Source organism: Serratia rubidaea, assembly GCF_016026735.1.
In the GTDB taxonomy this organism is placed as follows: Bacteria; Pseudomonadota; Gammaproteobacteria; order Enterobacterales; family Enterobacteriaceae; genus Serratia_B; species Serratia_B rubidaea.
Window position 1 is genome coordinate 2,135,231 of sequence record NZ_CP065640.1, and the last position, 22,774, is coordinate 2,158,004.

Here is a 22,774-nt window from a genome sequence, read left to right on the forward strand (position 1 = left end):
CCGCTCGCCGGCGCGCGAGGCGCCGCGTGACGTCGCCGCGGCCGACAGCGCCGCATTGCCCTCATCCTTAAGAACGATAGCCAAAAATTTCTTTTGCTTTCTACACTCGAAAATTACGGTTGATGAAAAAGTATACCGGCTATGTGCCGCAGGCCGTTAAGAAGAAAAAATGATGATGGCTCAGAAGGGGATAGCGATGAAAAGAAACGTGGTGGCGGTGGCGCTGGGCAGCGTGGTGTCCGGCCTGGCGCACGGCGCGCCGGGCGAACGGCCCAACGTGTTGATTATTGTGGCGGACGATATGGGCTATTCCGATATCACGCCGTTTGGCGGCGAGATCCCGACGCCCAATCTGCAGGCGCTGGCCGAGCAGGGCATACGCATGAGCCAGTTTTATACCTCGCCGATGTCGGCGCCGGCGCGTTCGATGCTGATGACCGGCAACACCAACCAGCAGGCGGGCATGGGCGGCATGTGGTGGTATGAGAACACCATTGCGCGTCCGGGCTATGAGATGCGCCTGACCGATCGGGTCGTCACCCTGCCGGAGCGCTTCCGCGATGCCGGCTACGCCACCATGATGGCGGGGAAGTGGCACCTGGGCTACACCGACGGCGCGCGGCCGACCGATCGCGGCTTTGAACGCGCCTTCGCCTTTATGGGCGGCGGGGCCAGCCATTTTAACGATGCGAAGCCGCTCGGCACCGTGGAGGCGTTCCACACTTTCTATACCCTGAACGGCAAGCGGGTGGCGCTGCCGGCGGATTTCTACTCCAGCGAGGCCTATGCGCGCCAGCTGACGCAGTGGATCGACGAGACGCCGCAGGAGCAGCCCATTTTCGCCTACCTGGCATTCACCGCGCCGCACGATCCGCTGCAGGCGCCGGATGACTGGATCGCCCGGTTTGACGGCAAATACGACGCCGGCTATCAGGCGATTTACCAGCAGCGCATCAAGCGGCTGAAAGCGCTGGGCATCATCGGCGATAACACGCCGCTGCCGTCGCTGGCGCTGGAGAAGGAATGGCAGGCGATGACGCCGCAGCAACAGCAGTACGCGGCGAAAACCATGCAGGTGTATGCGGCGATGATCGCCAATATGGACGCGCAGATCGGCAAGGTGATGCAGACCCTGAAGCAGACCGGGCGCGATAAGAACACCATCGTGCTGTTCCTGACCGATAACGGCGCCAATCCGGCGCAGGGGTTCTATTACGGCTCGCAGGATGACTATTGGCGTCAGTTTGACAACAGCTACGCCAATATCGGCCGTAAAGGCTCGTTTGTGGCGTACGGCCCGCACTGGGCCAACGTCAGCAACGCGCCGTACGCCAACTACCATAAAACCACCAGCGGGCAGGGCGGCATCAATACCGACTTTATTATTGCCGCCCCGCAGCTCAGGCAGCATGGCGCCATCGACCGCACGCCGATGGCGATTTACGACGTAGCGCCGACGCTGTACGAGTTTGCCGGCATTGACGCCGCCAAACCGCTGCGGGCGCAGAAGCCGCTGCCGATGGTCGGCGTCAGCTTCAAACGCTATTTCAGCGGTGAGGCCAAGGCGGCGCCGCGGTTCAGCTACGCGGTGGAGCTGCATAATCAGGCGGCCTACGTCGACGGCGACTGGAAACTGCGCCGGCTGGTGAAGAACGGCCCGCAGGCCGCCGATGCCCCTTGGGGGCTGTTCAACCTGCGCGATGACCCGCTGGAAACCCGCGACCTGGCCGCCGCGCACCCGGAGATCGTCAAGCGTCTCAGCGCGGCCTATCAGCGCTTTGCCCGTCAGGGGATGGTGATTGAGGCGCACGGGAAGATGGTGGATTACCTCGGGGTGGATGCGGACGGCCATTATATCGGCATCGACCCGGCTAGCCGCCGACCGCTGGCGGAGGCGCAATGAATATCGACGCGCTGCGGGCGCGACAAATTCCGCTCAGCGACCCGGCCCGCGCCGCGGCGCCGTTCCATCTGCTGGTTAAACCGGTCGGCGCCGGCTGCAACCTGGCCTGCCGCTACTGCTACTACCCGCAGCGCGGCGAGCGGCCAAGGCCGATGGACGATGCGCTGCTGGAGGCGTTTATCCGCCGCTATATCGCCGCCCAGCCGCGCTACAGCCGGGAGATCAACTTTGTCTGGCAGGGGGGCGAACCGCTGCTGGCGGGCATCGGCTTCTACAAGCGGGCGCTGGCGCTGCAGCGCCGCTATGCGCCGCCGGGCGTGACCATCAGCAACAGCCTGCAGACCAACGGCACGCTGCTGACCGACGCCTGGTGCCGGCTGTTCAGCGAGCATGATTTTATTATCGGTGTCAGCCTGGACGGCGATCGCCAGACGCAGGACGCCCATCGCCCGGACCGACGCGGCAACGGCAGCTATGACGCCGCGCTGCGCGGCATCACGCTGCTGCAGCAGCACCGGGTCGCGTTTAATCTGCTGGTGGTGGTGCATGACGGCGTCGCCGACGGCGCCGCGGCGCTGTATGACCAGCTGACGGCGCTGGGCGCGCGCTTTCTGCAGTTTCAGCCGCTGATGCTGGAGGGCGACGCGCCGGCGGGCGGCTACCGCCTCAGCGCGGCCAACTGGGGGCGCTTTATGCGCGATATCTACCGCCGCTGGCGGCAGCGCGGCGACGTGGGGCGGGTCTTTGTCATGAATATCGAGCACGTCTACGCCCAGTATTTCACCCAGGTCAGCCCCGACTGCGTGCATGCGGCGCGCTGCGGCGGCAATCTGGTGATGGAGCAGGACGGCGGCGTCTACGCCTGCGATCATCTGATCGATGACGCCCACCGTCTGGGGCGCTTTAACGCCGGCGACGAACTGGCGGCGCTGGCCGACGCCGCCCGCGCGCTGCCTTTCGGCCGCCGGAAAAGCGTCCGGCGCGAGTGTCAGCGCTGCAGCGTGAAGATGGTCTGTCAGGGCGGCTGTCCGGCGCATCTGGGGCGGGACGGCTACAACCGGCTGTGCGCCGGCTACTACGCCTTTTTCTCCGAGGTGCTGGCCCCGCTGCGGCACTATTCGCGCGACGCCGACGGCCTGGCGCTGTGGCGCAGCGCACAGCCTGCGTCATCTCATCCATAAGGACGATAGTCAGCGTTTTCCTTTCCTCTCTATAGTGCGTTAAGCCAACCCGCAGAGGAGATTCCGATGAACCTGTCGTCGCGCCTTTCCGCCCACCTTGAACGAGGCAAGGTGGGCTTCCCCACCACGCTGGCCAGTTCGGTCGGCGTGATTATGGCCAGCCCGGTGATCCTGACCGTAACCAGCGGTTTCGGCATCGGCGGCGATACCTTTGCGCTGGCGATGCTGATCGCCTTTGTGATGATGCAGGCGCAGCTCACCACTTTTGCCGAGGCGGCGGCGATATTGCCGACCACCGGTTCGGTGTATGACTACATCTCCTGCGGCATGGGGCGCTTCTTCGCCATCACCGGCGCGCTGTCCGCCTATCTGATCGTGCATATCTTCGCCGGCACGGCGGAGACCATTCTGGCCGGCATTATGGCGCTGGTGAATTTTGAGCATCTCAATACCCTGGCCGCCAGCCACAACGCCTCGTGGATGGTCGGCGTCGGGCTGGTGGTGATCTTCGGCCTGCTGAACGCGTTCGGCATTGAGGCGTTCGGCAAGGCGGAGATCGTGCTGACCTTCGGCATGTGGAGCACGCTGGTGATTTTCGGCATCGCCGGTCTGCTGTCGCCGCCGGCGGTGGCGCTGCCCGGCTGGTTCGGCAGCGCGCTGGACGTCAGCGATCCCTTTGCGGTGTTCAGCCTGGTGGGGATGGCGATGTTTATGTTTGTCGGCTGTGAACTGGTGACGCCGATGGCGCCGGAGATCAAACGCTCGGCGTGGGTGATCCCGCGCGCCATGGCGCTGGGGCTGTGCGGCGTCGCCGCCTGCATGGCGCTGTACGGCGCGGCGCTCAGCCATCAGGTGGAGAACGTGGTGGTTGACGCCGAGCATCATGTACGCCTGCTGGATACGCCGATGGCGATCCCGGCGTTCGCCGGCCAGGTAATGGGCGAGTTCGGCAAATACTGGCTGGGCATCGGCCTGCTGCTGGCCGGCGCGGCGACCATCAATACGCTGATGGCCGCGGTGCCGCGCATTCTGTACGGCATGGTGCTGGACGGCGCGCTGCCGAAGGCCTTCTCCTACCTGCACCCGCGCTTTAAAACGCCGGTGGTCGGCATTGCCGTGGCGGTGCTGATCCCCTGCGTGCACGCCTTCGCCATTCAGGGCGATCTCGATCGCATTATCCCGATGGTGCTGGCGGCGGTATGCGCCTGGGGCGTGGCCTACCTGCTGGTGACGCTGTCCGTGGTGCTGCTGCGCATCCGGCGGCCGGATCTGCCGCGCGCCTATAAGTCGCCGCTGTTCCCGCTGCCGCAGATTGTGTCCAGCATCGGCATCGTACTGGCGATTATCTATATCACGCCGCCGGGCATGCCGCGCAGCGCGGTGTATATCCCGTTCGGCATCATGATCGGCCTGACCGCCGCCTACGCCCTGTTCTGGACGCTGTGCGTGCAGCGGGTCAACCCGTTTAAGCCGGTGCCGGTGGAGCAGGTGCTGACGCAGGCGCTGGACAAATCCGAGCGCGAGGAGGTGCCGTTTGATCGCCTTACCTCCCTCGGCTAAGCGCCTCTGGCGACATGAGCCGGCCGGCTACCGCGCCGGCGGCGCGCTTGAGCGGCTACAGGCGGACCTGCGCCCGTATGACTGCGAGCGGCTGTCCGCCGGGCGTTTACGCCTGACGCTGCCGCAGGGGCCGGTGCTGGAGGTCAGCGAGCGGCCGCAGGCGCTGTTTCTGGCGCATATCGTCAGCCACCGCTTTTGCCTGGGCGGCGACACTTCACTGCCCGGCAGCGTCCGGCTGACGGTGCGCGGCGCCGGCTGGCTGCGGCGCCGCGGCGTGCGTTACCGCACCGTGGGCGATAAGGCCGCCGCGCGGCGGATCACGGAGTGGCTGGCGCGTTATCCGCAGATTGGCGCAACGCTGGCGCAGCTGGATTTCCGCCATGCGCAGCTGACGCTGGCGGCGGGGCGCTGGCAGTTCAGCGTCGAACATTTTGCCGCCTGCGAGGTGGTCAGCCGCCTGCCGCCGGGGCGGCGCTATCTGCGCCTGACCGCGGCGCAGCGCTGTCTGCTGCTCAGCGCCTGTCTGATGGTGGCGCAACTGATGGAGAAAATGAATGACTAGAAGCGTGGTGATTACCGGCGGCGGCACCGGCATCGGCGCCGCCTGCGCCCGGCTGCTGGCCGGGCAGGGCGATCGGGTGTTTATTATCGGCCGTCGCGCCGCGCCGCTGCAGGCGCTGGCGGCGGAGACAGGCGCAACGGCGCTGGTGGGCGATGCCGCCAGCGGCGACAGCTGGCGCGACGTGCTGCTGCCGCAGATTATGCGCCAGGCCGGGCGCATCGACTGCCTGATTGCCAGCGCCGGCGGCATGGGGCTGGGGGCGCTGGGCGATATGACGGACGACGAGTGGCGGCAGGCGCTGGACAGCAACCTCAACAGCGCCTTCGCCAGCGTGCGCGCCTGCCTGCCGGCGTTGGTGAACAGCGGCGGCAACCTGCTGCTGGTGGCGTCGATCGCCTCGCTGGCCGCCGGCCCGGCGGCGTGCGGCTATGTGACCGCCAAGCACGGGCTGATCGGCCTGATGCGCTCCGTCGCGCGTGATTACGGCCCGCTCGGGGTGCGCGCCAACGCCATCTGCCCCGGCTGGGTGACCACGCCGATGGCCGATGACGAGATGCAGCCGCTGATGGCGGCGCACGGCTGGACGCTGGAGCAGGCCTACCGCGAGGTCTGCCGCGACGTGCCGCTGCGGCGGCCGGCCAGCCCGGCAGAGATCGCCGAGGCGTGCCGGTTTCTCTGTTCACCGCAGGCGTCGATCATCACCGGCGCTACGCTGGTGGCCGACGGCGGCGCCGGCGCGGTGGATGTCCCAACCCTGGCTTTTACTTCCTTATAAGGAGCGACCTATGAGTTCAGAAGCGGTGTTTATTCAGGTTGGCGCGCTGGCGGAGGGCTTTGCCCCCGACAGCCATACCCTGCGCGGGCAGGACGATTTGGCCGGGCAGACGCTGAGCCTGCACTTCAGCGACGGCGAGCGCCTTGAGGTGTGCTTTGTCGACGGGCAGACGCTGCACTGGCGCGGACAGCCGGCGGACTATCGCGCCACCGCGCTGCGTCCCGGCGTGCTGTTTGTCGACTTCCTCGACCCACAGCGCGCCAACGCCAGCATTACGCTGGTCTGCAACCAGGCGCAGGGCAATTTTACCGCGCTGTACGGCCAACTGCCGGATGAGGCGCAGGCGCGGCTGGACGCCTTCAGCCGGGTGGAGCAGGGGCTGCCGCTGACCGCGGTGACGGCCGAGTTCCGCTTTGGCCGGCTGGCGGATAACGCTGCGCCGCTGCCGGCGTTTACCGACGAGCTGATCGGCATGCGCAATATGTACACCTACAGCCCCACCGAGCGCTACGAGCATATCTACCTGAACGACAATTTCTACGCCTGGCAGTGCCTGGACGGGGTGGAAAAAGGGCTGGCGGACGTTGACCGCTGCCACTACGTCAAGGTGGCGGAGCAGCTGTACCTGTTTGTCTGGCGCGAGAAGATCATTCCGACCCTCGGCGTGGTGATGATCGATCTGCAGGCCCTGCGCACCGACGGCAAGATCCTCGGCTATCAGGGCAGCGACTTCAGCGCGCTGAGTAATTTCGCCGTGGGCGCGCACGCGCAGGTGCTGAACACCACCCGTCATCCGCGGAGCGGGGCATGACCTTCGCCGCGGAGGCGTTCCGCGGCCAGGTGGTGCTGGTGACCGGCGGCGCGCAGGGCATCGGGCTGGCGATCGCCGGCGCCTTTGCCCGGCTGGGGGCCACGGTGGTGTTGGCCGACCTCCAGCATGACAAGGCGCGCCAGGCGGCGGAGCAGCTGACGGCGCAGGGCGGTTCGGCGCAGGCGCTGGCGTGCGATCTGTCCGACGCGGCGCAGATTGCGCTGCTGGTGGAGCAGGTGACGCAGCGCTGCGGGCGGCTGGACGTGGTGGTGCACAACGCCGCCTATTTTCCGCTGACGCCGTTTGCCGAGATTGACCGCGCGCTGCTGCAGCGCACCCTCAGCGTCAACCTGATGGCGCCGTTTCATCTGGCGCAGGCGGCGCTGCCGTGGATGCGCCGCCAGGGCGGCGGGCGCATTCTGGTGACCTCGTCGGTGACCGGGCCGAAGGTGGCCTATCCCGGACTGGCGCACTATGCCGCCTCCAAGGCCGGGGTGAACGGCTTTATCCGCGCCGCCGCGCTGGAGCTGGCGCCGTACGGCATTACGGTCAACGGCGTGGAGCCGGGCATGATCCGCACGCCGGCGATGGCGAACCTGGGGGATGCCTCGCTCAATCAGGCGATCGGCGGCGCGGTGCCGCTCGGCCGGCTGGGGGAGCCGGAAGATATCGCCGCGGCGATGGTGTTTCTCGCCTCGGCGGCGGCGGGGTATATCACCGGCCAGACGCTGGTGGTGGACGGCGGCGCACTGCTGCCGGAGGCCCAACTGCCCGCCTCCTGAGGCCGTTACTTCTTGGCGGGCTGCGCAGTCAGGCTGACGGGCTGCTGCTCGCCGAGGGTGATCAGCTCATCCAGCAGCGTCATCAGCTGCTGCATTTTCTCCGGCGAGAACGCCGCTTCAATCTCACCGTAGCCCTGCTCGACCTGGTGGCGCGCCACTTCATACAGCTCCTGGCCCTGCTGGGTCAGCGAGACGTACAGCTTGCGCTGATCGTTAACCGGCTTCAGGCGGAAGATCAGCTTGTCACGCTCCATGCGCGACAGAATGCCGGTCAGGCTGGGGCGCAGGATGCAGGTCTGCGCCGCCAGCTCATGGAATTCGATGGAGCGCTGGTCGGCCAGCACGCGGATGATGCGCCACTGCTGCTCGGTCAGGTTGTGGCTTTTCAGAATCGGGCGGAAGAAGCCCATGGCGGTTTCGCGCGCCTGCAACAGGGCAATGGTAAGGGATTCATGCATATGTCTGGCCTTTGCTATCAAGGTGTTGGCGCATCCGGCGTGCTGGCGCCGGCCGCTTGTCTTTTATTAATAACTTAATAGTAGCCATATTTGGCGCCGTGGATAAAGGGAAAATGCCTACCGAGGTGAAAAATAGCGCGGAAAAGCACTAATTCTTTGAATTATCGCCAATATGTTTTGAGATTGTGAATATTTTGTTATCACGATCACAAATCAAATTAACGGCGTTGCGTAAATGCTGAGCAGCGGTTAAAAGTAATCATTAATATATTAACGAATGCCGGATATCCTGATTTGTGACGATAGGAGTTTGCATGAAAGGAACCGTATTTTCGGTGGCGCTCAACCACCGCAGCCAGATGGACGCCTGGGACCAGACGTTCCGCGACGCGCCCTATAAGACCCCGCCGAAGACCCCAGTATGGTTTATCAAACCGCGTAATACCTACCTGAGCCACGGCGGTCGGATCCCGCTGCCGGCGGCAGAAAAAGTTTACAGCGGCGGCACGCTGGCGCTGGTGATCGGCGATACCGCCCGCCAGGTGCCGGCGGCGCAGGCGGCGGCGCATATCGCCGGCTACGCGCTGGCCAACGACGTCAGCCTGGCGGAGAGCAGCTTTTACCGCCCGGCGATCAAGGCCAAGTGCCGCGACGGTTTCTGCCCGCTGGGGGAGATGGCGCAGCTGGATAACATCGACCGGCTGCAGATCGTCACCGAGATCAACGGCGTGGAGCAGGACCGCTGGTCAACGGCGGATCTGGTGCGCTCCGGCGCCGAACTGCTGGCCGCCATCAGCGACTTTATTACCCTGCGGCCGGGCGACGTGCTGCTGATCGGTACGCCGCATCAGCGCGTGGCGATTAACCCGGGCGATGAGGTGACGATCCGCGCCGCCGGCCTGCCGGCGCTCAGCAATGTTGCGGTTTTGGAAGGAGGGCAAGCATGAAGCACGCGCGCATTCGCCATCACGGCCAGATCTTTAACGTCAGCGTCGACCAGCAGCTGCGGGTGACGCTGCCGGACGGCACGCAGCTCAACGAAACCGACGTCGAATGGCTGCCGCCGGCGCAGGGCACGGTGTTCGCGCTGGGGCTGAACTATGCCGACCACGCCAGCGAACTGGAATTTAAAGCGCCGGAAGAGCCGCTGGTGTTTCTGAAGGCGGCCAATACCCTGACCGGCCACCGCCAGGTCTCGGTGCGTCCGGCCGGCGTCGACTATATGCACTACGAGGCCGAGCTGGTGGCGGTGATCGGTAAAACCGCCCGTCACGTCAGCCGCGAACAGGCGATGGAGTACGTCGCCGGCTACACCCTGTGCAACGACTACGCCATCCGCGACTACCTGGAAAACTACTACCGGCCGAACCTGCGGGTGAAAAGCCGCGACGGGCTGACGCCGATCGGCCCGTATATCGTCGACCGCGACGATATCGGCGACCCGCACCGCCTGCAGCTCAGCACCTATATCAACGGCGAGCTGCGCCAGCGCGGCACCACCGCCGACATGATTTTCGATATCCCGTATCTCATCAGCTACCTCAGCGAATTTATGACGCTGCAGCCGGGCGACATGATCGCCACCGGCACGCCGAAAGGGCTGGCCGACGTGCAGCCGGGGGACGAAGTGGTGGTGGAGATTGAGGGCATCGGCCGCCTGGTCAACCACATTATCAGCGAACACGATTATCAGGAGAGCCTGCGATGAAAACCATCAACCATTGGATCGACGGTAAAAACGTCGCCAGCAGCGAGTACTTCACCACCACCAACCCGGCCAACGGCGAGGTGCTGGCGGAGGTGGCTTCCGGCGGGCAGGCGGAGATCGCGCAGGCGGTGGCGGCGGCCAAGGCGGCGTTTCCGAAGTGGGCCAATACGCCGATGAAGGAGCGCGCGCGCCTGATGCGCCGGCTGGGTGAGCTGATCGATGAAAACGTGCCGCAGATTGCCGAGATGGAAACCGCCGACACCGGCCTGCCGATCCACCAGACCAAAAACGTGCTGATCCCACGCGCCTCGCACAACTTCGAGTTCTTCGCCGAGGTGTGCCAGCAGATGAACGGCAAGACCTACCCGGTGGACGACAAGATGCTCAACTACACCCTGGTGCAGCCGGTCGGGGTGTGTGCGCTGGTGTCGCCGTGGAACGTGCCGTTTATGACCGCCACCTGGAAGACCGCGCCCTGCCTGGCGCTGGGCAATACCGCGGTGCTGAAAATGTCCGAGCTGTCGCCGCTGTCCGCCGACCGTCTGGGGGAGCTGGCGCTGGAAGCCGGCATTCCGGCCGGGGTGCTGAACGTGGTGCAGGGCTACGGCGCCACCGCCGGCGACGCGCTGGTGCGCCACCCGGACGTGCGGGCGGTCTCCTTTACCGGCGGCACCGCCACCGGCCGCCGCATTATGCAGAGCGCCGGGCTGAAAAAATATTCGATGGAGCTGGGCGGCAAATCGCCGGTGCTGGTGTTTGAGGACGCCGACATCGAGCGCGCGCTGGACGCCGCGCTGTTCACTATCTTCTCCATCAACGGTGAACGCTGCACCGCCGGTTCGCGCATCTTCATCCAGGAAAGCATCTACCCGGAATTCGTCAAACGCTTCGCCGAGCGCGCCAACCGCCTGCGGGTGGGCGACCCGACCGATCCGCAGACCCAGGTCGGCGCGTTAATCAGCCAGCAGCACTGGGAAAAGGTGTCCGGCTATATCCGCCTGGGCGTGGAAGAGGGCGCTACGCTGCTGGCCGGCGGACCGGACAAGCCGCAGGGGCTGGAGTACGGCAACTTCCTGCGGCCGACGGTGCTGGCGGACGTCGACAACCGCATGCGCGTGGCGCAGGAGGAGATTTTCGGCCCGGTGGCCTGCCTGCTGCCGTTCAAGTCGGAAGAAGACGGCCTGCGGATGGCCAACGACGTGGAATACGGTTTGGCGTCCTATATCTGGACCCAGGATGTCAGCAAGGTGATGCGCCTGGCGCGCAATATCGAAGCCGGCATGGTGTTCGTCAATACGCAGAACGTGCGCGACCTGCGCCAGCCGTTCGGCGGCGTGAAGGCCTCCGGCACCGGCCGCGAAGGCGGCGAGTACAGCTTTGAAGTGTTCGCCGAGATGAAGAACGTCTGTATCTCAATGGGCGACCATCCGATCCCGCGCTGGGGCGTCTGAGCCTGATGTTTTTGAATTAAAAACAGGACTATACCCGATAGCCGGCGGATGGCGGCCAGACGGGGGATAGGAGGACTTATGGGTAAGTTAGCGTTAGCCGCAAAGATTACGCATGTTCCATCGATGTATCTGTCCGAACTGCCGGGTAAAAACCACGGCTGCCGTCAGGGGGCGATCGACGGCCACAAAGAGATCAGCGCGCGCTGCCGGGAAATGGGCGTCGACACCATTATCGTGTTCGATACCCACTGGCTGGTGAACAGCGCCTACCACATCAACTGCAGCGACCATTTTGCCGGCGTCTACACCAGCAACGAACTGCCGCACTTTATCCGCGATATGGGCTACGAGTACGACGGCAACCCGCAGCTGGGACAGCTGATCGCCGATGAGGCCTGCAAGCTCGGCGTGCGCGCCAAGGCGCACAATATTCCCAGCCTGAAGCTGGAGTACGGCACGCTGGTGCCGATGCGCTATATGAACGGCGATCGCCACTTCAAGGTGGTGTCGATCTCCGCCTTCTGCACCGTGCACGACTTTGCTGACAGCCGCCGGCTGGGCGAGGCGATCGGCACCGCCATCGAAAAATATGACGGCACCGTGGCGGTGCTCGCCAGCGGTTCGCTGTCGCACCGCTTTATCGACGACCAGCGCGCCGAAGAGGGCATGAACAGCTACACCCGCCAGTTTGACCAGCAGATGGACGAACGGGTGGTGAAGCTGTGGGCCGAGGGGCGCTTCCGCGAGTTTTGCGAGATGCTGCCGGAGTACGCCGATTACTGCTACGGCGAGGGCAATATGCACGACACCGTGATGCTGCTGGGGCTGCTCGGCTGGGATAAGTACGACGGCAAGGTGGAGTTTATCACCCCGCTGTTCGCCAGTTCCGGCACCGGCCAGGTCAACGCCGTGTTCCCGCTCCCCGCAGAAGCCTGAGGAAAAACCATGCCCCATTTTTACGCTGAATGTACCGACAATATCCGCGAAGAGGCGCAGCTGCCCGCGCTGTTCGCCAGGGTGAATCAGGCGCTGGCGGATACCGGCATCTTTCCGCTCGGCGGCGTGCGCAGCCGCGCCATCTGGCTGGACACCTGGCAGATGGCCGACGGCAAGCAGGATTACGCCTTTGTGCATATGACGCTGAAGATTGGTCACGGCCGCAGCCTGGAGAGCCGGCAGCAGGTGGGCGAAATGCTGTTTGCGCTGATTAAGGAACACTTTGCCGCGCTGGCGGCCAGCCGCTATCTGGCGCTCTCTTTCACCATGGAAGAGCTGGATCCGGTACTGAATTACAAACAGAACAATGTTCACGCGCTGTTCCGTCAATCCTGAGAGGTGGTAAATGCTGGACAAAAACCTGTTGAGCCGTGCGGTACAACGCTTGCATCAGGCGGAGCAAAACCGGGAGCAGATCCGCGCGCTGTCGATCGAGCACCCGGAGATCACCATTGAGGACGCCTACGCCATTCAGCGCCAGTGGGTGGCGCTGAAGATCGCCGAAGGGCGGACGCTGAAAGGGCACAAGATCGGCCTGACCTCGCGCGCCATGCAGGTCAGCTCGCAGATCAGCGAGCCGGACTACGGCGCGCTGCTGGACGATATGTTCTTTAACGAGGGCAGCGATATTCCCATCGATCGCTTTATCGTGCCGCGGGTGGAGGTGGAGCTGGCGTTTGTGCTGGCTAAACCGCTGCGCGGGCCGAACTGCACGCTGTTTGACGTGTATAACGCCACCGACTACGTGATCCCGGCGCTGGAGATTATCGACGCGCGCTGCCACAACGTCGATCCGGAAACCCAGCGTCCGCGCAAAGTGTTCGACACCATTTCCGACAACGCCGCCAACGCCGGCGTGGTGATGGGCGGGCGGCCGATCAAGCCGGACGCGCTGGATCTGCGCTGGGTCAGCGCGCTGTTGTATCGCAACGGGGTGATTGAGGAGTCCGGCGTCGCCGCCGCGGTGCTGAACCACCCGGCCAACGGCGTGGCCTGGCTGGCGAATAAACTGTTTCCGCACGACGTCGAGCTGGAGGCCGGGCAGATTATCCTCGGCGGCTCGTTCACCCGCCCGGTGGCGGCGCGGCGCGGCGATACCTTCCACGTGGACTACGGCCCGCTGGGCTGCATCAGCTGCCGCTTCGTGTAACGGCGGCCAGGGGAGAACGCGATGCTTATCAATACCTTCAAACAGGCGCTGCAGGAAAAACGCCCGCAGATCGGCCTGTGGCTCGGGCTGTGCAGCAGCTACAGCGCCGAACTGCTGGCCGGCGCCGGCTTCGACTGGCTGCTGATCGACGGCGAACATGCGCCCAACAACGTGCAGACGGTGCTGGGCCAGCTGCAGGCGACGGCGCCTTACCCGAGCCATCCGGTAGTACGCCCGCCGTGGAACGATCCGGTGGTGATCAAACAGCTGCTGGACGTGGGGGCGCAGACACTGCTGATCCCGATGATCCAGAACGCCGAGCAGGCGCGCGAAGCGGTGCGCGCCACGCGCTATCCGCCGCACGGCATACGCGGCGTCGGCAGCGCGCTGGCGCGGGCCTCGCGCTGGAACCGGGTGCCGAATTACCTGCATGATGCCGACGCGCAGATGTGCGTGCTGGTGCAGATTGAAACCCGCGAGGCGGTCAGCAATCTGGATGAGATTCTGCAGGTCGAGGGGGTGGACGGGGTGTTTATCGGCCCGGCGGATCTGAGCGCCGATATGGGCTTTGCCGGCAACCCGCAGCACCCGGAGGTGCAGCAGACCATTGATGACGCCATCGCGCGCATCCGCGCCGCCGGCAAAGCGCCGGGCATCCTGATGGCGCAGGCGGAACTGGCGCGCCATTATCTGGCGTCCGGCGCGCTGTTTGTGGCGGCAGGGGTCGACACCACCCTGCTGGCGCGGGCGGCGGAGCAGCTGGCCGCCGAGTTTAAGCAGGGGACGGCGCAGGCCGCAGCCCCGGGCGTCTATTAACCGGAGCCATCATGAACCAGGTCGATTCGCAGCCGCATAAAGCGCAGAGCGCCGCCGAGCAGTCGGTGATTAATAAGCTGTTTCGGCGTCTGATCGTGTTTCTGTTTATTCTGTTCGTCTTTTCGTTTCTCGACCGTATCAACATCGGCTTCGCCGGGCTGACCATGGGGCAGGATCTGGGCCTCAGTTCCACCATGTTCGGCCTGGCGGCGACGCTGTTTTATGTTACCTATGTGATTTTCGGCATTCCCAGCAACATCATGCTGAGCATCGTCGGCGCGCGACGCTGGATCGCCACCATTATGGTGCTGTGGGGCATCGCCTCCACCTGCACGCTGTTCGCCACCGGGCCGACCAGCCTGTACGTGCTGCGCATGATTGTCGGCATCACCGAGGCCGGCTTCCTGCCGGGGATCCTGGTGTACCTCACCTACTGGTTCCCGGCCTATTACCGCGCCCGCGCCAACGCGCTGTTTATGATCGCCATGCCGGTCACCATGGCGATCGGCTCGCTGGTGTCCGGCTACATTCTGGCGCTGGACGGCGTGCTGAACCTGAAGGGCTGGCAGTGGCTGTTTCTGCTGGAGGGCATTCCGTCGGTGCTGCTGGGCGTGGTGGTGTGGTTCTATCTGGACGATACCCCGGCCAAGGCCCGCTGGCTGAGCGCCGAGGAGAAAAGCAGCCTGCAGGCGATGATGGACGCCGATAAACGGCAGCAGACGGCCGCCGCGCCGCGGCCGGCAGCGGCGCGCAGCCTGTGGCGCGAGGTGTTCACGCCGATCGTGCTGATGTATACGCTGGCCTATTTCTGTCTGACCAATACCCTGAGCGCGATCAATATCTGGACGCCGCAGATCCTGCAGAGCTTTAACCAGAGCAGCAGCAATATCGTGATCGGCATTCTGGCGGCGATCCCGCAGATCTGCACCATCGCCGGCATGGTGTGGTGGAGCAAACGATCGGATCGGCTGCAGGAGCGTAAGCACCATACCGCCTTGCCGTATCTGTTCGCCGCCGCCGGCTGGCTGCTGGCCTCGGCCACTCATCACAGCCTGATCCAGCTGCTGGGGATCGTTATGGCGTCGGTCGGCTCGTTTACCGCGATGGCCATCTTCTGGACCACGCCGGATCGCGCCATCAGCCTGGAGGCGCGCGCGGTGGGGATCGCGCTGATCAACGCCACCGGCAATATCGGCTCGGCGGTCAGCCCGCTGCTGATCGGCTGGCTGAAGGATCTGACCGGCAGTTTCAACTCCGGGCTCTATTTCGTCGCCGGGCTGCTGATCGTCGGCGCGCTGCTGGTATGGCGCATTCCGATGAAGGCGGCGCAGCCGCGCGGCGTCAAGATGACCGGGGATGAGCTGGCCCCCTGACCACACAGGAGAAAGACGTGCAGAAAAGTACCGGTTTTATCGCCAACATCGATATTTGCAAAGAATACGATGCGCGTTACGCCGCGGACGATGTGCATTATGAAACCTTTGCCGGGCTGGCGGCGTTTTTCGGCCGCGATATGCAGGTGCACTGGCATGACTGCTTTTTCCAGCTGCACTTTCTGGAAACCGGCAAGATAGAGCTGCAGCTGGATGACCAGCACTATTCGGTGCAGGCGCCGCTGTTTATTCTGACGCCGCCGTCGGTGCCCCACGCCTTTTTTACCGAACCGGACAGCGACGGCCACGTGTTGACGGTGCGCCAGGAGCTGATCTGGCCGCTGCTGGAGCGGCTGTACCCCGGCAGCAACCTGGCGTTGGATATGCCCGGCATCTGCATGTCGCTGGCGAGCGCGCCGCAGGAGCTGGCGGCGCTCAGCCACTACTGGGCGCTGATCCGGCGCGAGTTTTCCGCCGGGCTGGCGGGGCGTGAACAGACGCTGGCGCTGCTGGCGCAGGCGGTGTTCACCCTGCTGCTGCGCAATACCGCGCTGGAGGATTCGGCGGCCACCGGCGTGCGCGGCGAGCTGAAGCTGTTCCAGCGCTTCAACAAGATGGTGGATGAACGCTTCCGCGAGCACCTGCCGGTGCCGGAGTACGCCCAGGCGCTGGGGGTGACCGAGTCGCGCCTCAATGACCTGTGCCGGCGCTTCGCCAACCGCTCGCCGAAACGGCTGATCTTCGATCGCCTGCTGCGCGAGGCCAAGCGTCTGCTGCTGTTCAGCGCCTGCACGGTGCATGAGACCGCCTACAGCCTGGGCTTCAAGGACCCGGCCTACTTCGCCCGCTTTTTCAACCGGCTGGAAGGCTGCTCGCCGACCCGCTACCGCGCCACGCAACACGCCCTGTCATAACGGCGGAATATCGCCTGGATCACAGTTTGCCGCGAAAGCGGCACTCCCCTCGGAAAAGTACCGACGATTGCCGCAAAAGTCTCTTCTCGAAACCGGCGTTGGGGTCTTCAATTAAGCAACCAAAAGAAAACATTATTTTAACAATGTGCCGCATCGCGGCCGTGAAAATACCGATTACGAGGGACACCCGAATGAAACCAGAAGACTTCCGCGCTGACAACAAACGCCCGTTCACCGGCGCCGAATACCTGAAAAGCCTGCAGGACGGCCGTGAAATCTATATTTACGGCGAGCGGGTCAAGGATATCACCACCCATCCGGCGTTCCGCAACGCCGCCGCCTCCGTCGGCCAGCTGTACGACGCGCTGCACGATCCGGCCAGCCATGATCGCCTGTGCTGGGGCACCGACACCGGCAACGGCGGCTATACCCATAAGTTTTTCCGCTATGCCCGCAGCCCGGAAGAGATGCGCCAGCAGCGCGACGCCATCGCCGACTGGTCGCGCCAGAGCTACGGCTGGATGGGACGCACCCCGGACTATAAGGCGGCGTTCGGCTGCGCGCTGGGGGCGTTTCCCGAGTTTTACGGCCAGTTTGCCGACAATGCCCGCAACTGGTATCAGCGCATTCAGGAAACCGGCCTGTACTTCAACCACGCCATCGTCAACCCGCCGATCGACCGCCATAAGCCGGTCAACGAGGTGAAGGATGTCTTTATCAAGGTGGAGAAGGAGACCGACGCCGGCATTATCGTCAGCGGCGCCAAGGTGGTCGCCACCAACTCGGCGCTGACCCACTATAACTTTATCGGCTTCGGCTCGGCGCAGGTGATGGGCGATAACCCGGACTTTGCGCTGATGTTCGTCGCGCCGATGGACGCCGAAGGGGTGAAGCTGATTTCCCGCGCCTCCTATGAGCTGGCCGCCGGCGCCACCGGATCGCCGTTTGATTACCCGCTCTCCAGTCGCTTTGACGAAAACGATGCTATTCTGGTGATGGACCATGTGCTGATCCCGTGGGAGAACGTGCTGATTTATCGCGATTTCGACCGCTGTCGCCGCTGGAGCACCCAGGGCGGGTTTGCCCGCCTGTTCCCGCTGCAGGCCTGCGTGCGTCTGGCGGTGAAGATGGACTTTATCACTGCGCTGCTGCAAAAAAGCCTGGGCTGCACCGGCGTGCTGGAGTTCCGCGGCGTGCAGGCGGATCTGGGGGAAGTGGTGGCCTGGCGCAACCTGTTCTGGTCGCTGAGCGATGCGATGTGCGCCGAAGCCACCCAGTGGGAGAACGGCGCTTATCTGCCGGATTCCGCCGCGCTGCAGACTTACCGCGTGATGGCGCCGATGGCTTACACCAAGGTGAAGCATATTATCGAGAAGAACGTCACCAGCGGCCTGATCTATCTGCCGTCCAGCGTACGTGATATGAATAACCCGGCGATCGACAAATATCTGGCGCAGTACGTGCGCGGATCCAACGGTATGGATCACGTTGAGCGCATCAAGATCCTCAAGCTGATGTGGGATGCGATCGGCAGCGAGTTCGGTGGCCGCCACGAGCTGTATGAGATCAACTATGCCGGCAGTCAGGATGAGATCCGCCTGCAGTGCCTGCGCCACGCGCAGGGTTCCGGCACCATGGATCAGATGATGCAGATGGTCGACAAGTGCTTGTCCGACTATGACCAGAACGGTTGGACGGTGCCGCACCTGCATAACAATGATGATATTAATCAGCTGAATAATTTGCTGAAGTGATTTTTTGGAGGAGGTTGCTATGTCTCAGGAAAATGAACACCGCCTGCGTTTTCGCGATGCGATGGCCAGCCTGTCCGCGGCGGTGAATATCGTCACCACCAGCGGCCCGGCGGGGCGCTGCGGCATTACCGCCACTGCGGTCTGTTCGGTGACCGATACGCCGCCGTCGCTGATGGTGTGCATTAACCGCAACAGCGCGATGAACCCGGTGTTTCAGGAAAACGGCCGGCTGTGCGTCAACGTGCTGAACCATGAGCAGGAGATGATGGCGCGCCACTTCGCCGGCATGACCGACGTCAGCATGGAAGAGCGCTTCCTGCTGGATGAGTGGCAGACCGGCGCGCTCGGCCAGCCGATGCTGCGCCACTCGCTGGCGAGCCTGGAGGGCGAGGTCACCCAGGTGCAGAGCATCGGCACCCACCAGATGTACCTGGTGGAGATCAAACAGATTACGCTCAGCGACGGCGGCCACGGCCTGATCTACTTTAAACGCAACTTCCACCCGGTGATGCACCAGATGGCGGCGCTGGCGTAAGCCTTCTCTGATGATGCCCGCCGAGGGCGGCGCGTTGGCGCCGCTCTCCGATCTTTCCCCGCATTAATCGCGCAAACTTCCCTGGCCGGTGGTTTATCGATCTGTCAAAATGATAGCTATCAAATTGACAGGTGATAAAATGGATTTTATACCCCCTGACAACATCAGCGAGTTTCCTCTGCGCCCGGCGGCGGCCAGAGCGTTGCTGCAGCAGCTGGCGACGTCACACACCGAGCGGATTGAGGTGGTCGTGGTGTTGAAACGGGTGGCAAACGATCCCGCCGCCCTGGTGGTGACGGTGATGATCCATTAGCGAGGAAATAACGGTGTATCACTATATCGAAAGCGGTTTGAACACGATTTGGCTGGCGAATGGCTTTCATCGGACGGAGATCGAAGGTGAAAGCTACGTCAGCATTGAGGACGTTGCTGGGCTGCACGGCTCCATCGCCCGGGCGCTGGTGGCGTGCGAGCGCCCGTTGCAGGCGGATGAAATCCGCTTTTTGCGGGTGGAAATGAATATGTCGCAGAAGGCGCTGGCGGAGCTGCTGGGGGTCGATGTGCAAACGGTCGCCCGTTGGGAAAAGGCGCAAAGCAGCTTACCGCGCATGACGGACGTGATGCTGCGCATGCTGTATCTGGAATCCGTTAACGAAAGCAGCCGGGTCGGCGCCTGTCTGCGGATGCTGGCGCAGGCGGGCGTCGCCAGCTCGATGGAGAAACTGGTGTTTGAAGAGCGTAACCACGCCTGGCGACGGAGCAGCTAACCGCGATGCCTGCCGAGGGCAGTGCCCTCGGTTTATGCTCAGGCAGGGCTGAATCCGTTTTCAACCTCGAAAACGGCCACGCTGCCGATATTATCAGCCCTTGTTGGCCACCAGATCGGCCACCAGCCGATTGACCGGATCGCTCATATTGGTGAAGCGGGTCAGGTCCGAACGGGTCACCACCACAAACACGCCGATATTGTTCTGCGGCGACATCGCCATATAGGTGATAAAGCCGCCGCCGCCGCCGGTTTTCTGAATAATGGCCGGCAGTCCGTCTTTCGGCGCCATATATATCCAGCCGAGGCCTAACGCATCCGCATCGCCGGGGACGTCCATTCCTTTCAGCGACACCAGTTCGCGGCGCTGGAAGTACATGGTCTGCTCGCGGGCGGCGGTGGCTTTACGCGGGCTGGCCTGCGAGTCGAGGAACTGCTGCATCCAGCGCTGAATATCGCGCGGCGTGGAGTAAATGCCGCCGCTGCCGGCCGCCGCCACGGTATTGCCGCAGGCGCTGGGGCCGACGGAGGCCACCATCAGGCGCGAACACTGCTCGGCGCTCGGCGTCAGCGTGGTGTCGACCATACCGAGCGGCCCGGTGATCTTCTCACGCAGCAGTTTGGTGTAGGGTTTGCCCGCCGCCCGCGACAGCGCATCGGCCAGCAGATCGTAAGCCAGGTTGGAGTAGGAGGCATGCACCCCCGGCGGTACGGTGACCTGCGCATGGGCCAGCCACTGCCAGCGCTGCGCCTTGGTCGGCCAGGTGAACACCGGCGTCTTCGGCGGCTTTTTGCCCGGCTGCTCGCGCGGCAGGCCGCTGGTGTGGGTCGCCAGATTCAGCAGCGTAATCGGCTGGCGTGAATTATAACCGGGCACGTAGGCGCCGGACGGCGCGTACTTGCGCAGCGGGTCGGTCAGCTTGAGTTTGCCTTCCGCCGCCAGTTTCACCATCACTTCGCTGGTCATCAGCTTGGTGATGGAGGCGATGCGGATCAGCGAGTCCGGCCGCGGGCGCTGGTTGTTGCCCGGCCGGGTGTCGCCGAAGCTGCGGTTCACCACCTGGTTGCCGTCGATCGCCACCAGCGCCATGCCGGTGGCGCCGCTGTTGTAAAAAATATGCTCGGCGTATTGGTCAACGATCTGCGACGTCAGCTGCGGCGTCTCGGCCTGCGCCAGCAGCGGCAGGCTGCCGAGGCCCAGGGTTACTAAAACGGCAGAGAAAAGAGTCTTCAACGGTCCATATCCATTTCAAAATAGAGCATCAAGAGCAAAATCAGCGCCTGGCGGCCTGATGGGACAGGCTTTAGTGTAATGCGCCCGCGCGTTCGCCGCATGGGGAAAATGTGCACAGATGCGTAAAGTTTGCGCTGTGTCCGCTGTGGCCTAGCGCGCCCGGGCAAAAATGGCGATCACCTGGTCCAGGTGGGCCTTCATCGCCTTGCGCGCGCCGCGCACGTCGCGCGCCTCGAGGGCGGCGAGAATCGCCCGGTGCTCCTGTTCGGAGCGGTGCGGCATATCCTCCGGCGTGTAGTGGTGCTGCAACACCCGGAACATGCTGCCGTAACGGTGGCCGAGCAGGTGGGCGATGATAAAGGCGTAGGCCGGGTTGCCGCTGGCCTGGGCGATGCGGATATGGAACAGCCGGTCGCCGGGATGGGTGGCGGAGCCGGCGCGGTTGTCGCGGCAGTTCTGCTCGTAGGCGTCGCGGATGCCCGCCAGCTCCTCGTCGCTGGCATGCCGGGCCGCCAGCGCGGCGGTTTCCGGCTCAATCAGCAGTCGGGTCTGCAGCTGCGAGAAGGGCGGCAGCTCGGCGTTGAAATCCAGCGCGATATTCAGTTCGTCGTCGATATCGGCCCACTGATCGCGGCCGGCCTGCTGCATCACCGGTTCCTGCGACGCCAGCGCCGCCGGCGCTTTGACGATGACGCCGTTGCCCACCTTCACATCCACCAGGCCGATCACCTCCAGCGCAATCAGCGCCTCGCGCACCGAGGCGCGGCTGACCTGCAGCTGCTGCGCCAAATCACGTTCGGAGGGCAGGCGGCTGCCGGGGGGAAATTCATTGTTTTCGATCAGACGCTTCAGCTGGTCGGCTATCTGTCTGTAAATTCTTGGATTTTCCAGTCGGGTAATCGGCATTTTCCACCTTCGGCACGTTGACGTTAAGTGATTCAGCGCACAAATATTGCTCAATCCGCTTGAGTGTTGGTTAATCAGGTGTAAAAAATTAGTTAATTGAAATGTTGTTTTAAAACGTTGTTATGCCCTAAATAATTCGCGTTGCAGGAAGGCGGCCAGGGAAGGAATCCCGATGCGCTTACGTCGGTCAGTGGTTCGGGTAACTGAACGCACCTGCAGCTTGAAGTATGACGGGTATATTTACTTTCTCATCAAACGATAACGCGTAAAGCGTCTTTTGTCATGGTAAAGGCCTGACCTTTAACCGCCCTTAGTGGCCTGACCATTAGACCTTTAAGCCAAGGAGTTGCTATGGATCTCACCGGGAAACGCGCGCTGATTACCGCCGCCGGGCAGGGCATCGGCCTCAGCACCGCCAAACTGTTCGCCGCGGCGGGGGCGGAGGTGATCGCCAGCGATATCAATACCGACGCGCTGCAGGGGCTGGCGGGCATCACCCCGCTGCGGCTGGACGTGACCGACAGCGCGGCGATTGCCGCAGCGGCGGAAACGCTGGGCACGGTCGATGTGCTGTTTAACTGCGCCGGGGTAGTGCACAGCGGCACGATTCTGCAGTGCAGCGAGCAGCAGTGGCAGTTCGCCCTCGATCTGAACGTCAGCGCTATGTTCCACACCATCCGCGCGTTTCTGCCGGCGATGCTGGCGCAGCGCCGCGGCACGATTATCAACATGTCGTCGGTGGCCTCCAGCGTGAAAGGGGTGCCGAACCGCTTTGCCTACAGCGCCAGCAAGGCGGCGGTGATCGGCCTGACGCGATCGGTGGCGGCGGATTACGTTGCCGACGGCATCCGCTGCAACGCTATCTGCCCCGGCACGGTGGCGTCGCCGTCGCTGCATCAGCGCATCGCCGAGCAGGCGCGCGAGCAGGGACGCAGCGAAGAGGAAGTGTATCAGGCATTTGTGGCGCGCCAGCCGATCGGACGCATCGGCAGCAGCGAGGAAATCGCCCAGTTGGCGCTGTATCTGGCCTCTGACGCCAGCGCCTATACCACCGGCACCGTGCAGATTATTGACGGCGGCTGGAGCAACTGATCCGTTGCGCGCCGCTGCGGCGTGCGATCTCTCTCTGACATTGGGGA

24 protein-coding genes are annotated in these 22,774 nt (G+C 63.7%); 21 read left to right on the forward strand and 3 right to left on the reverse strand.

The annotated features are described in order from the left end of the window. The first annotated feature begins 196 nt into the window (after window positions 1–196). From I6G83_RS09855 to I6G83_RS09885, 7 genes are all read left to right on the forward strand, one after another. The gene (locus I6G83_RS09855) at window positions 197–1,903 is read left to right on the forward strand and encodes an arylsulfatase (RefSeq protein WP_054306989.1); all 1,707 of its coding nucleotides are present in this window, start codon (window positions 197–199) and stop codon (window positions 1,901–1,903) included. Beyond that, entirely contained in the window at window positions 1,900–3,084 is a 1,185-nt protein-coding gene (locus tag I6G83_RS09860; RefSeq protein WP_054306988.1) for an anaerobic sulfatase maturase, read from the forward strand. The genes I6G83_RS09855 and I6G83_RS09860 overlap by 4 nt, the downstream gene beginning before the upstream one ends. Window positions 3,085–3,150: 66 nt before the next feature. Continuing rightward, a complete protein-coding gene (locus I6G83_RS09865) occupies window positions 3,151–4,644 on the forward strand; it encodes an APC family permease (RefSeq protein WP_015670774.1) in 1,494 nt (497 codons plus the stop codon). Further along, window positions 4,619–5,206 (forward strand): DUF3156 family protein, encoded by a 588-nt coding sequence (locus I6G83_RS09870; RefSeq protein WP_054306987.1) that lies wholly within the window; start codon window positions 4,619–4,621, stop codon window positions 5,204–5,206. Before I6G83_RS09865 ends, I6G83_RS09870 begins: the two co-directional genes overlap by 26 nt. Beyond that, window positions 5,199–5,981 carry an SDR family NAD(P)-dependent oxidoreductase gene (locus I6G83_RS09875; RefSeq protein ID WP_062779152.1) on the forward strand — a complete coding sequence of 261 codons (783 nt, stop codon included), beginning with the start codon at window positions 5,199–5,201 and terminating at the stop codon, window positions 5,979–5,981. Before I6G83_RS09870 ends, I6G83_RS09875 begins: the two co-directional genes overlap by 8 nt. 10 nt (window positions 5,982–5,991) lie before the next feature. After that, window positions 5,992–6,792 (forward strand): molybdenum cofactor biosynthesis F family protein, encoded by an 801-nt coding sequence (locus I6G83_RS09880; RefSeq protein ID WP_054306944.1) that lies wholly within the window; start codon window positions 5,992–5,994, stop codon window positions 6,790–6,792. Then, a complete protein-coding gene (locus I6G83_RS09885) occupies window positions 6,789–7,574 on the forward strand; it encodes an SDR family oxidoreductase (protein WP_015670778.1) in 786 nt (261 codons plus the stop codon). The genes I6G83_RS09880 and I6G83_RS09885 overlap by 4 nt, the downstream gene beginning before the upstream one ends. 5 nt (window positions 7,575–7,579) lie before the next feature. Here the strand turns inward: I6G83_RS09885 and hpaR are convergent, their stop codons facing one another. After that, window positions 7,580–8,032: a homoprotocatechuate degradation operon regulator HpaR gene (gene hpaR / locus I6G83_RS09890; protein WP_015670779.1), complete on the reverse strand. Its 453-nt coding sequence runs from the start codon at window positions 8,030–8,032 to the stop codon at window positions 7,580–7,582. Between the two features lie 314 nt (window positions 8,033–8,346). Here hpaR and I6G83_RS09895 point away from each other — a divergent pair, with 314 nt between their 5' ends. The 13 genes from I6G83_RS09895 to I6G83_RS09955 all read left to right on the forward strand — a co-directional run bounded on the left by I6G83_RS09895 (window position 8,347) and on the right by I6G83_RS09955 (window position 19,496). Then, window positions 8,347–8,979 (forward strand): fumarylacetoacetate hydrolase family protein, encoded by a 633-nt coding sequence (locus tag I6G83_RS09895; RefSeq protein ID WP_054306945.1) that lies wholly within the window; start codon window positions 8,347–8,349, stop codon window positions 8,977–8,979. Next, complete coding sequence (locus I6G83_RS09900; protein ID WP_054306946.1) at window positions 8,976–9,740, forward strand: fumarylacetoacetate hydrolase family protein; 765 nt, start codon at window positions 8,976–8,978, stop codon at window positions 9,738–9,740. The genes I6G83_RS09895 and I6G83_RS09900 overlap by 4 nt, the downstream gene beginning before the upstream one ends. Continuing rightward, the gene (gene hpaE, locus I6G83_RS09905; protein ID WP_015670782.1) at window positions 9,737–11,191 is read left to right on the forward strand and encodes a 5-carboxymethyl-2-hydroxymuconate semialdehyde dehydrogenase; all 1,455 of its coding nucleotides are present in this window, start codon (window positions 9,737–9,739) and stop codon (window positions 11,189–11,191) included. The genes I6G83_RS09900 and hpaE overlap by 4 nt, the downstream gene beginning before the upstream one ends. A 78-nt stretch (window positions 11,192–11,269) precedes the next feature. After that, on the forward strand, window positions 11,270–12,127 hold the full coding sequence (gene hpaD / locus I6G83_RS09910; RefSeq protein WP_054306947.1) for a 3,4-dihydroxyphenylacetate 2,3-dioxygenase: 858 nt from the start codon (window positions 11,270–11,272) through the stop codon (window positions 12,125–12,127). A gap of 9 nt (window positions 12,128–12,136) precedes the next feature. Then, a complete protein-coding gene (locus I6G83_RS09915; protein WP_015670784.1) occupies window positions 12,137–12,523 on the forward strand; it encodes a 5-carboxymethyl-2-hydroxymuconate Delta-isomerase in 387 nt (128 codons plus the stop codon). A gap of 10 nt (window positions 12,524–12,533) precedes the next feature. Continuing rightward, a complete protein-coding gene (gene hpaH, locus I6G83_RS09920; RefSeq protein ID WP_015670785.1) occupies window positions 12,534–13,337 on the forward strand; it encodes a 2-oxo-hept-4-ene-1,7-dioate hydratase in 804 nt (267 codons plus the stop codon). Between the two features lie 21 nt (window positions 13,338–13,358). Further along, entirely contained in the window at window positions 13,359–14,153 is a 795-nt protein-coding gene (gene hpaI / locus I6G83_RS09925; RefSeq protein WP_054306948.1) for a 4-hydroxy-2-oxoheptanedioate aldolase, read from the forward strand. An 11-nt stretch (window positions 14,154–14,164) separates the two neighbouring features. After that, entirely contained in the window at window positions 14,165–15,526 is a 1,362-nt protein-coding gene (gene hpaX / locus I6G83_RS09930; RefSeq protein WP_054306949.1) for a 4-hydroxyphenylacetate permease, read from the forward strand. A gap of 17 nt (window positions 15,527–15,543) precedes the next feature. Further along, on the forward strand, window positions 15,544–16,440 hold the full coding sequence (gene hpaA / locus I6G83_RS09935) for a 4-hydroxyphenylacetate catabolism regulatory protein HpaA (protein ID WP_015670788.1): 897 nt from the start codon (window positions 15,544–15,546) through the stop codon (window positions 16,438–16,440). Between the two features lie 191 nt (window positions 16,441–16,631). Then, window positions 16,632–18,194 (forward strand): 4-hydroxyphenylacetate 3-monooxygenase, oxygenase component, encoded by a 1,563-nt coding sequence (gene hpaB / locus I6G83_RS09940; RefSeq protein ID WP_015670789.1) that lies wholly within the window; start codon window positions 16,632–16,634, stop codon window positions 18,192–18,194. Between the two features lie 19 nt (window positions 18,195–18,213). Then, window positions 18,214–18,729, forward strand: coding sequence for a 4-hydroxyphenylacetate 3-monooxygenase, reductase component (gene hpaC / locus I6G83_RS09945; protein WP_015670790.1), 516 nt, complete (start codon window positions 18,214–18,216; stop codon window positions 18,727–18,729). 139 nt (window positions 18,730–18,868) lie between these two features. Next, on the forward strand, window positions 18,869–19,042 hold the full coding sequence (locus tag I6G83_RS09950; protein WP_164844192.1) for a hypothetical protein: 174 nt from the start codon (window positions 18,869–18,871) through the stop codon (window positions 19,040–19,042). Between the two features lie 13 nt (window positions 19,043–19,055). Beyond that, complete coding sequence (locus tag I6G83_RS09955; protein ID WP_054306950.1) at window positions 19,056–19,496, forward strand: helix-turn-helix domain-containing protein; 441 nt, start codon at window positions 19,056–19,058, stop codon at window positions 19,494–19,496. 93 nt (window positions 19,497–19,589) lie between these two features. Here the strand turns inward: I6G83_RS09955 and ampH are convergent, their stop codons facing one another. Both ampH and I6G83_RS09965 read right to left on the reverse strand, forming a co-directional pair. Then, a complete protein-coding gene (gene ampH / locus I6G83_RS09960) occupies window positions 19,590–20,729 on the reverse strand; it encodes a D-alanyl-D-alanine-carboxypeptidase/endopeptidase AmpH (protein ID WP_054306951.1) in 1,140 nt (379 codons plus the stop codon). Window positions 20,730–20,879: 150 nt separating this feature from the next. Beyond that, window positions 20,880–21,635 (reverse strand): FadR/GntR family transcriptional regulator, encoded by a 756-nt coding sequence (locus tag I6G83_RS09965; protein ID WP_054306952.1) that lies wholly within the window; start codon window positions 21,633–21,635, stop codon window positions 20,880–20,882. Between the two features lie 351 nt (window positions 21,636–21,986). Here I6G83_RS09965 and I6G83_RS09970 point away from each other — a divergent pair, with 351 nt between their 5' ends. Continuing rightward, on the forward strand, window positions 21,987–22,727 hold the full coding sequence (locus tag I6G83_RS09970) for an SDR family oxidoreductase (protein ID WP_054306953.1): 741 nt from the start codon (window positions 21,987–21,989) through the stop codon (window positions 22,725–22,727). Window positions 22,728–22,774: the final 47 nt, after the last annotated feature.

Coding starts and splice junctions, on each gene's coding strand:
- I6G83_RS09855 (WP_054306989.1), top strand. CDS start 197: ATGAAAAGAAACGTGGTGGCGGTGGCGCTGGGCAGCGTGGTGTCCGGC.
- I6G83_RS09860 (WP_054306988.1), top strand. CDS start 1,900: ATGAATATCGACGCGCTGCGGGCGCGACAAATTCCGCTCAGCGACCCG.
- I6G83_RS09865 (WP_015670774.1), top strand. CDS start 3,151: ATGAACCTGTCGTCGCGCCTTTCCGCCCACCTTGAACGAGGCAAGGTG.
- I6G83_RS09875 (WP_062779152.1), top strand. CDS start 5,199: ATGACTAGAAGCGTGGTGATTACCGGCGGCGGCACCGGCATCGGCGCC.
- I6G83_RS09880 (WP_054306944.1), top strand. CDS start 5,992: ATGAGTTCAGAAGCGGTGTTTATTCAGGTTGGCGCGCTGGCGGAGGGC.
- I6G83_RS09885 (WP_015670778.1), top strand. CDS start 6,789: ATGACCTTCGCCGCGGAGGCGTTCCGCGGCCAGGTGGTGCTGGTGACC.
- hpaR (WP_015670779.1), bottom strand. CDS start 8,032: ATGCATGAATCCCTTACCATTGCCCTGTTGCAGGCGCGCGAAACCGCC.
- I6G83_RS09895 (WP_054306945.1), top strand. CDS start 8,347: ATGAAAGGAACCGTATTTTCGGTGGCGCTCAACCACCGCAGCCAGATG.
- I6G83_RS09900 (WP_054306946.1), top strand. CDS start 8,976: ATGAAGCACGCGCGCATTCGCCATCACGGCCAGATCTTTAACGTCAGC.
- hpaE (WP_015670782.1), top strand. CDS start 9,737: ATGAAAACCATCAACCATTGGATCGACGGTAAAAACGTCGCCAGCAGC.
- hpaD (WP_054306947.1), top strand. CDS start 11,270: ATGGGTAAGTTAGCGTTAGCCGCAAAGATTACGCATGTTCCATCGATG.
- I6G83_RS09915 (WP_015670784.1), top strand. CDS start 12,137: ATGCCCCATTTTTACGCTGAATGTACCGACAATATCCGCGAAGAGGCG.
- hpaH (WP_015670785.1), top strand. CDS start 12,534: ATGCTGGACAAAAACCTGTTGAGCCGTGCGGTACAACGCTTGCATCAG.
- hpaI (WP_054306948.1), top strand. CDS start 13,359: ATGCTTATCAATACCTTCAAACAGGCGCTGCAGGAAAAACGCCCGCAG.
- hpaX (WP_054306949.1), top strand. CDS start 14,165: ATGAACCAGGTCGATTCGCAGCCGCATAAAGCGCAGAGCGCCGCCGAG.
- hpaB (WP_015670789.1), top strand. CDS start 16,632: ATGAAACCAGAAGACTTCCGCGCTGACAACAAACGCCCGTTCACCGGC.
- hpaC (WP_015670790.1), top strand. CDS start 18,214: ATGTCTCAGGAAAATGAACACCGCCTGCGTTTTCGCGATGCGATGGCC.
- I6G83_RS09950 (WP_164844192.1), top strand. CDS start 18,869: ATGGATTTTATACCCCCTGACAACATCAGCGAGTTTCCTCTGCGCCCG.
- I6G83_RS09965 (WP_054306952.1), bottom strand. CDS start 21,635: ATGCCGATTACCCGACTGGAAAATCCAAGAATTTACAGACAGATAGCC.
- I6G83_RS09970 (WP_054306953.1), top strand. CDS start 21,987: ATGGATCTCACCGGGAAACGCGCGCTGATTACCGCCGCCGGGCAGGGC.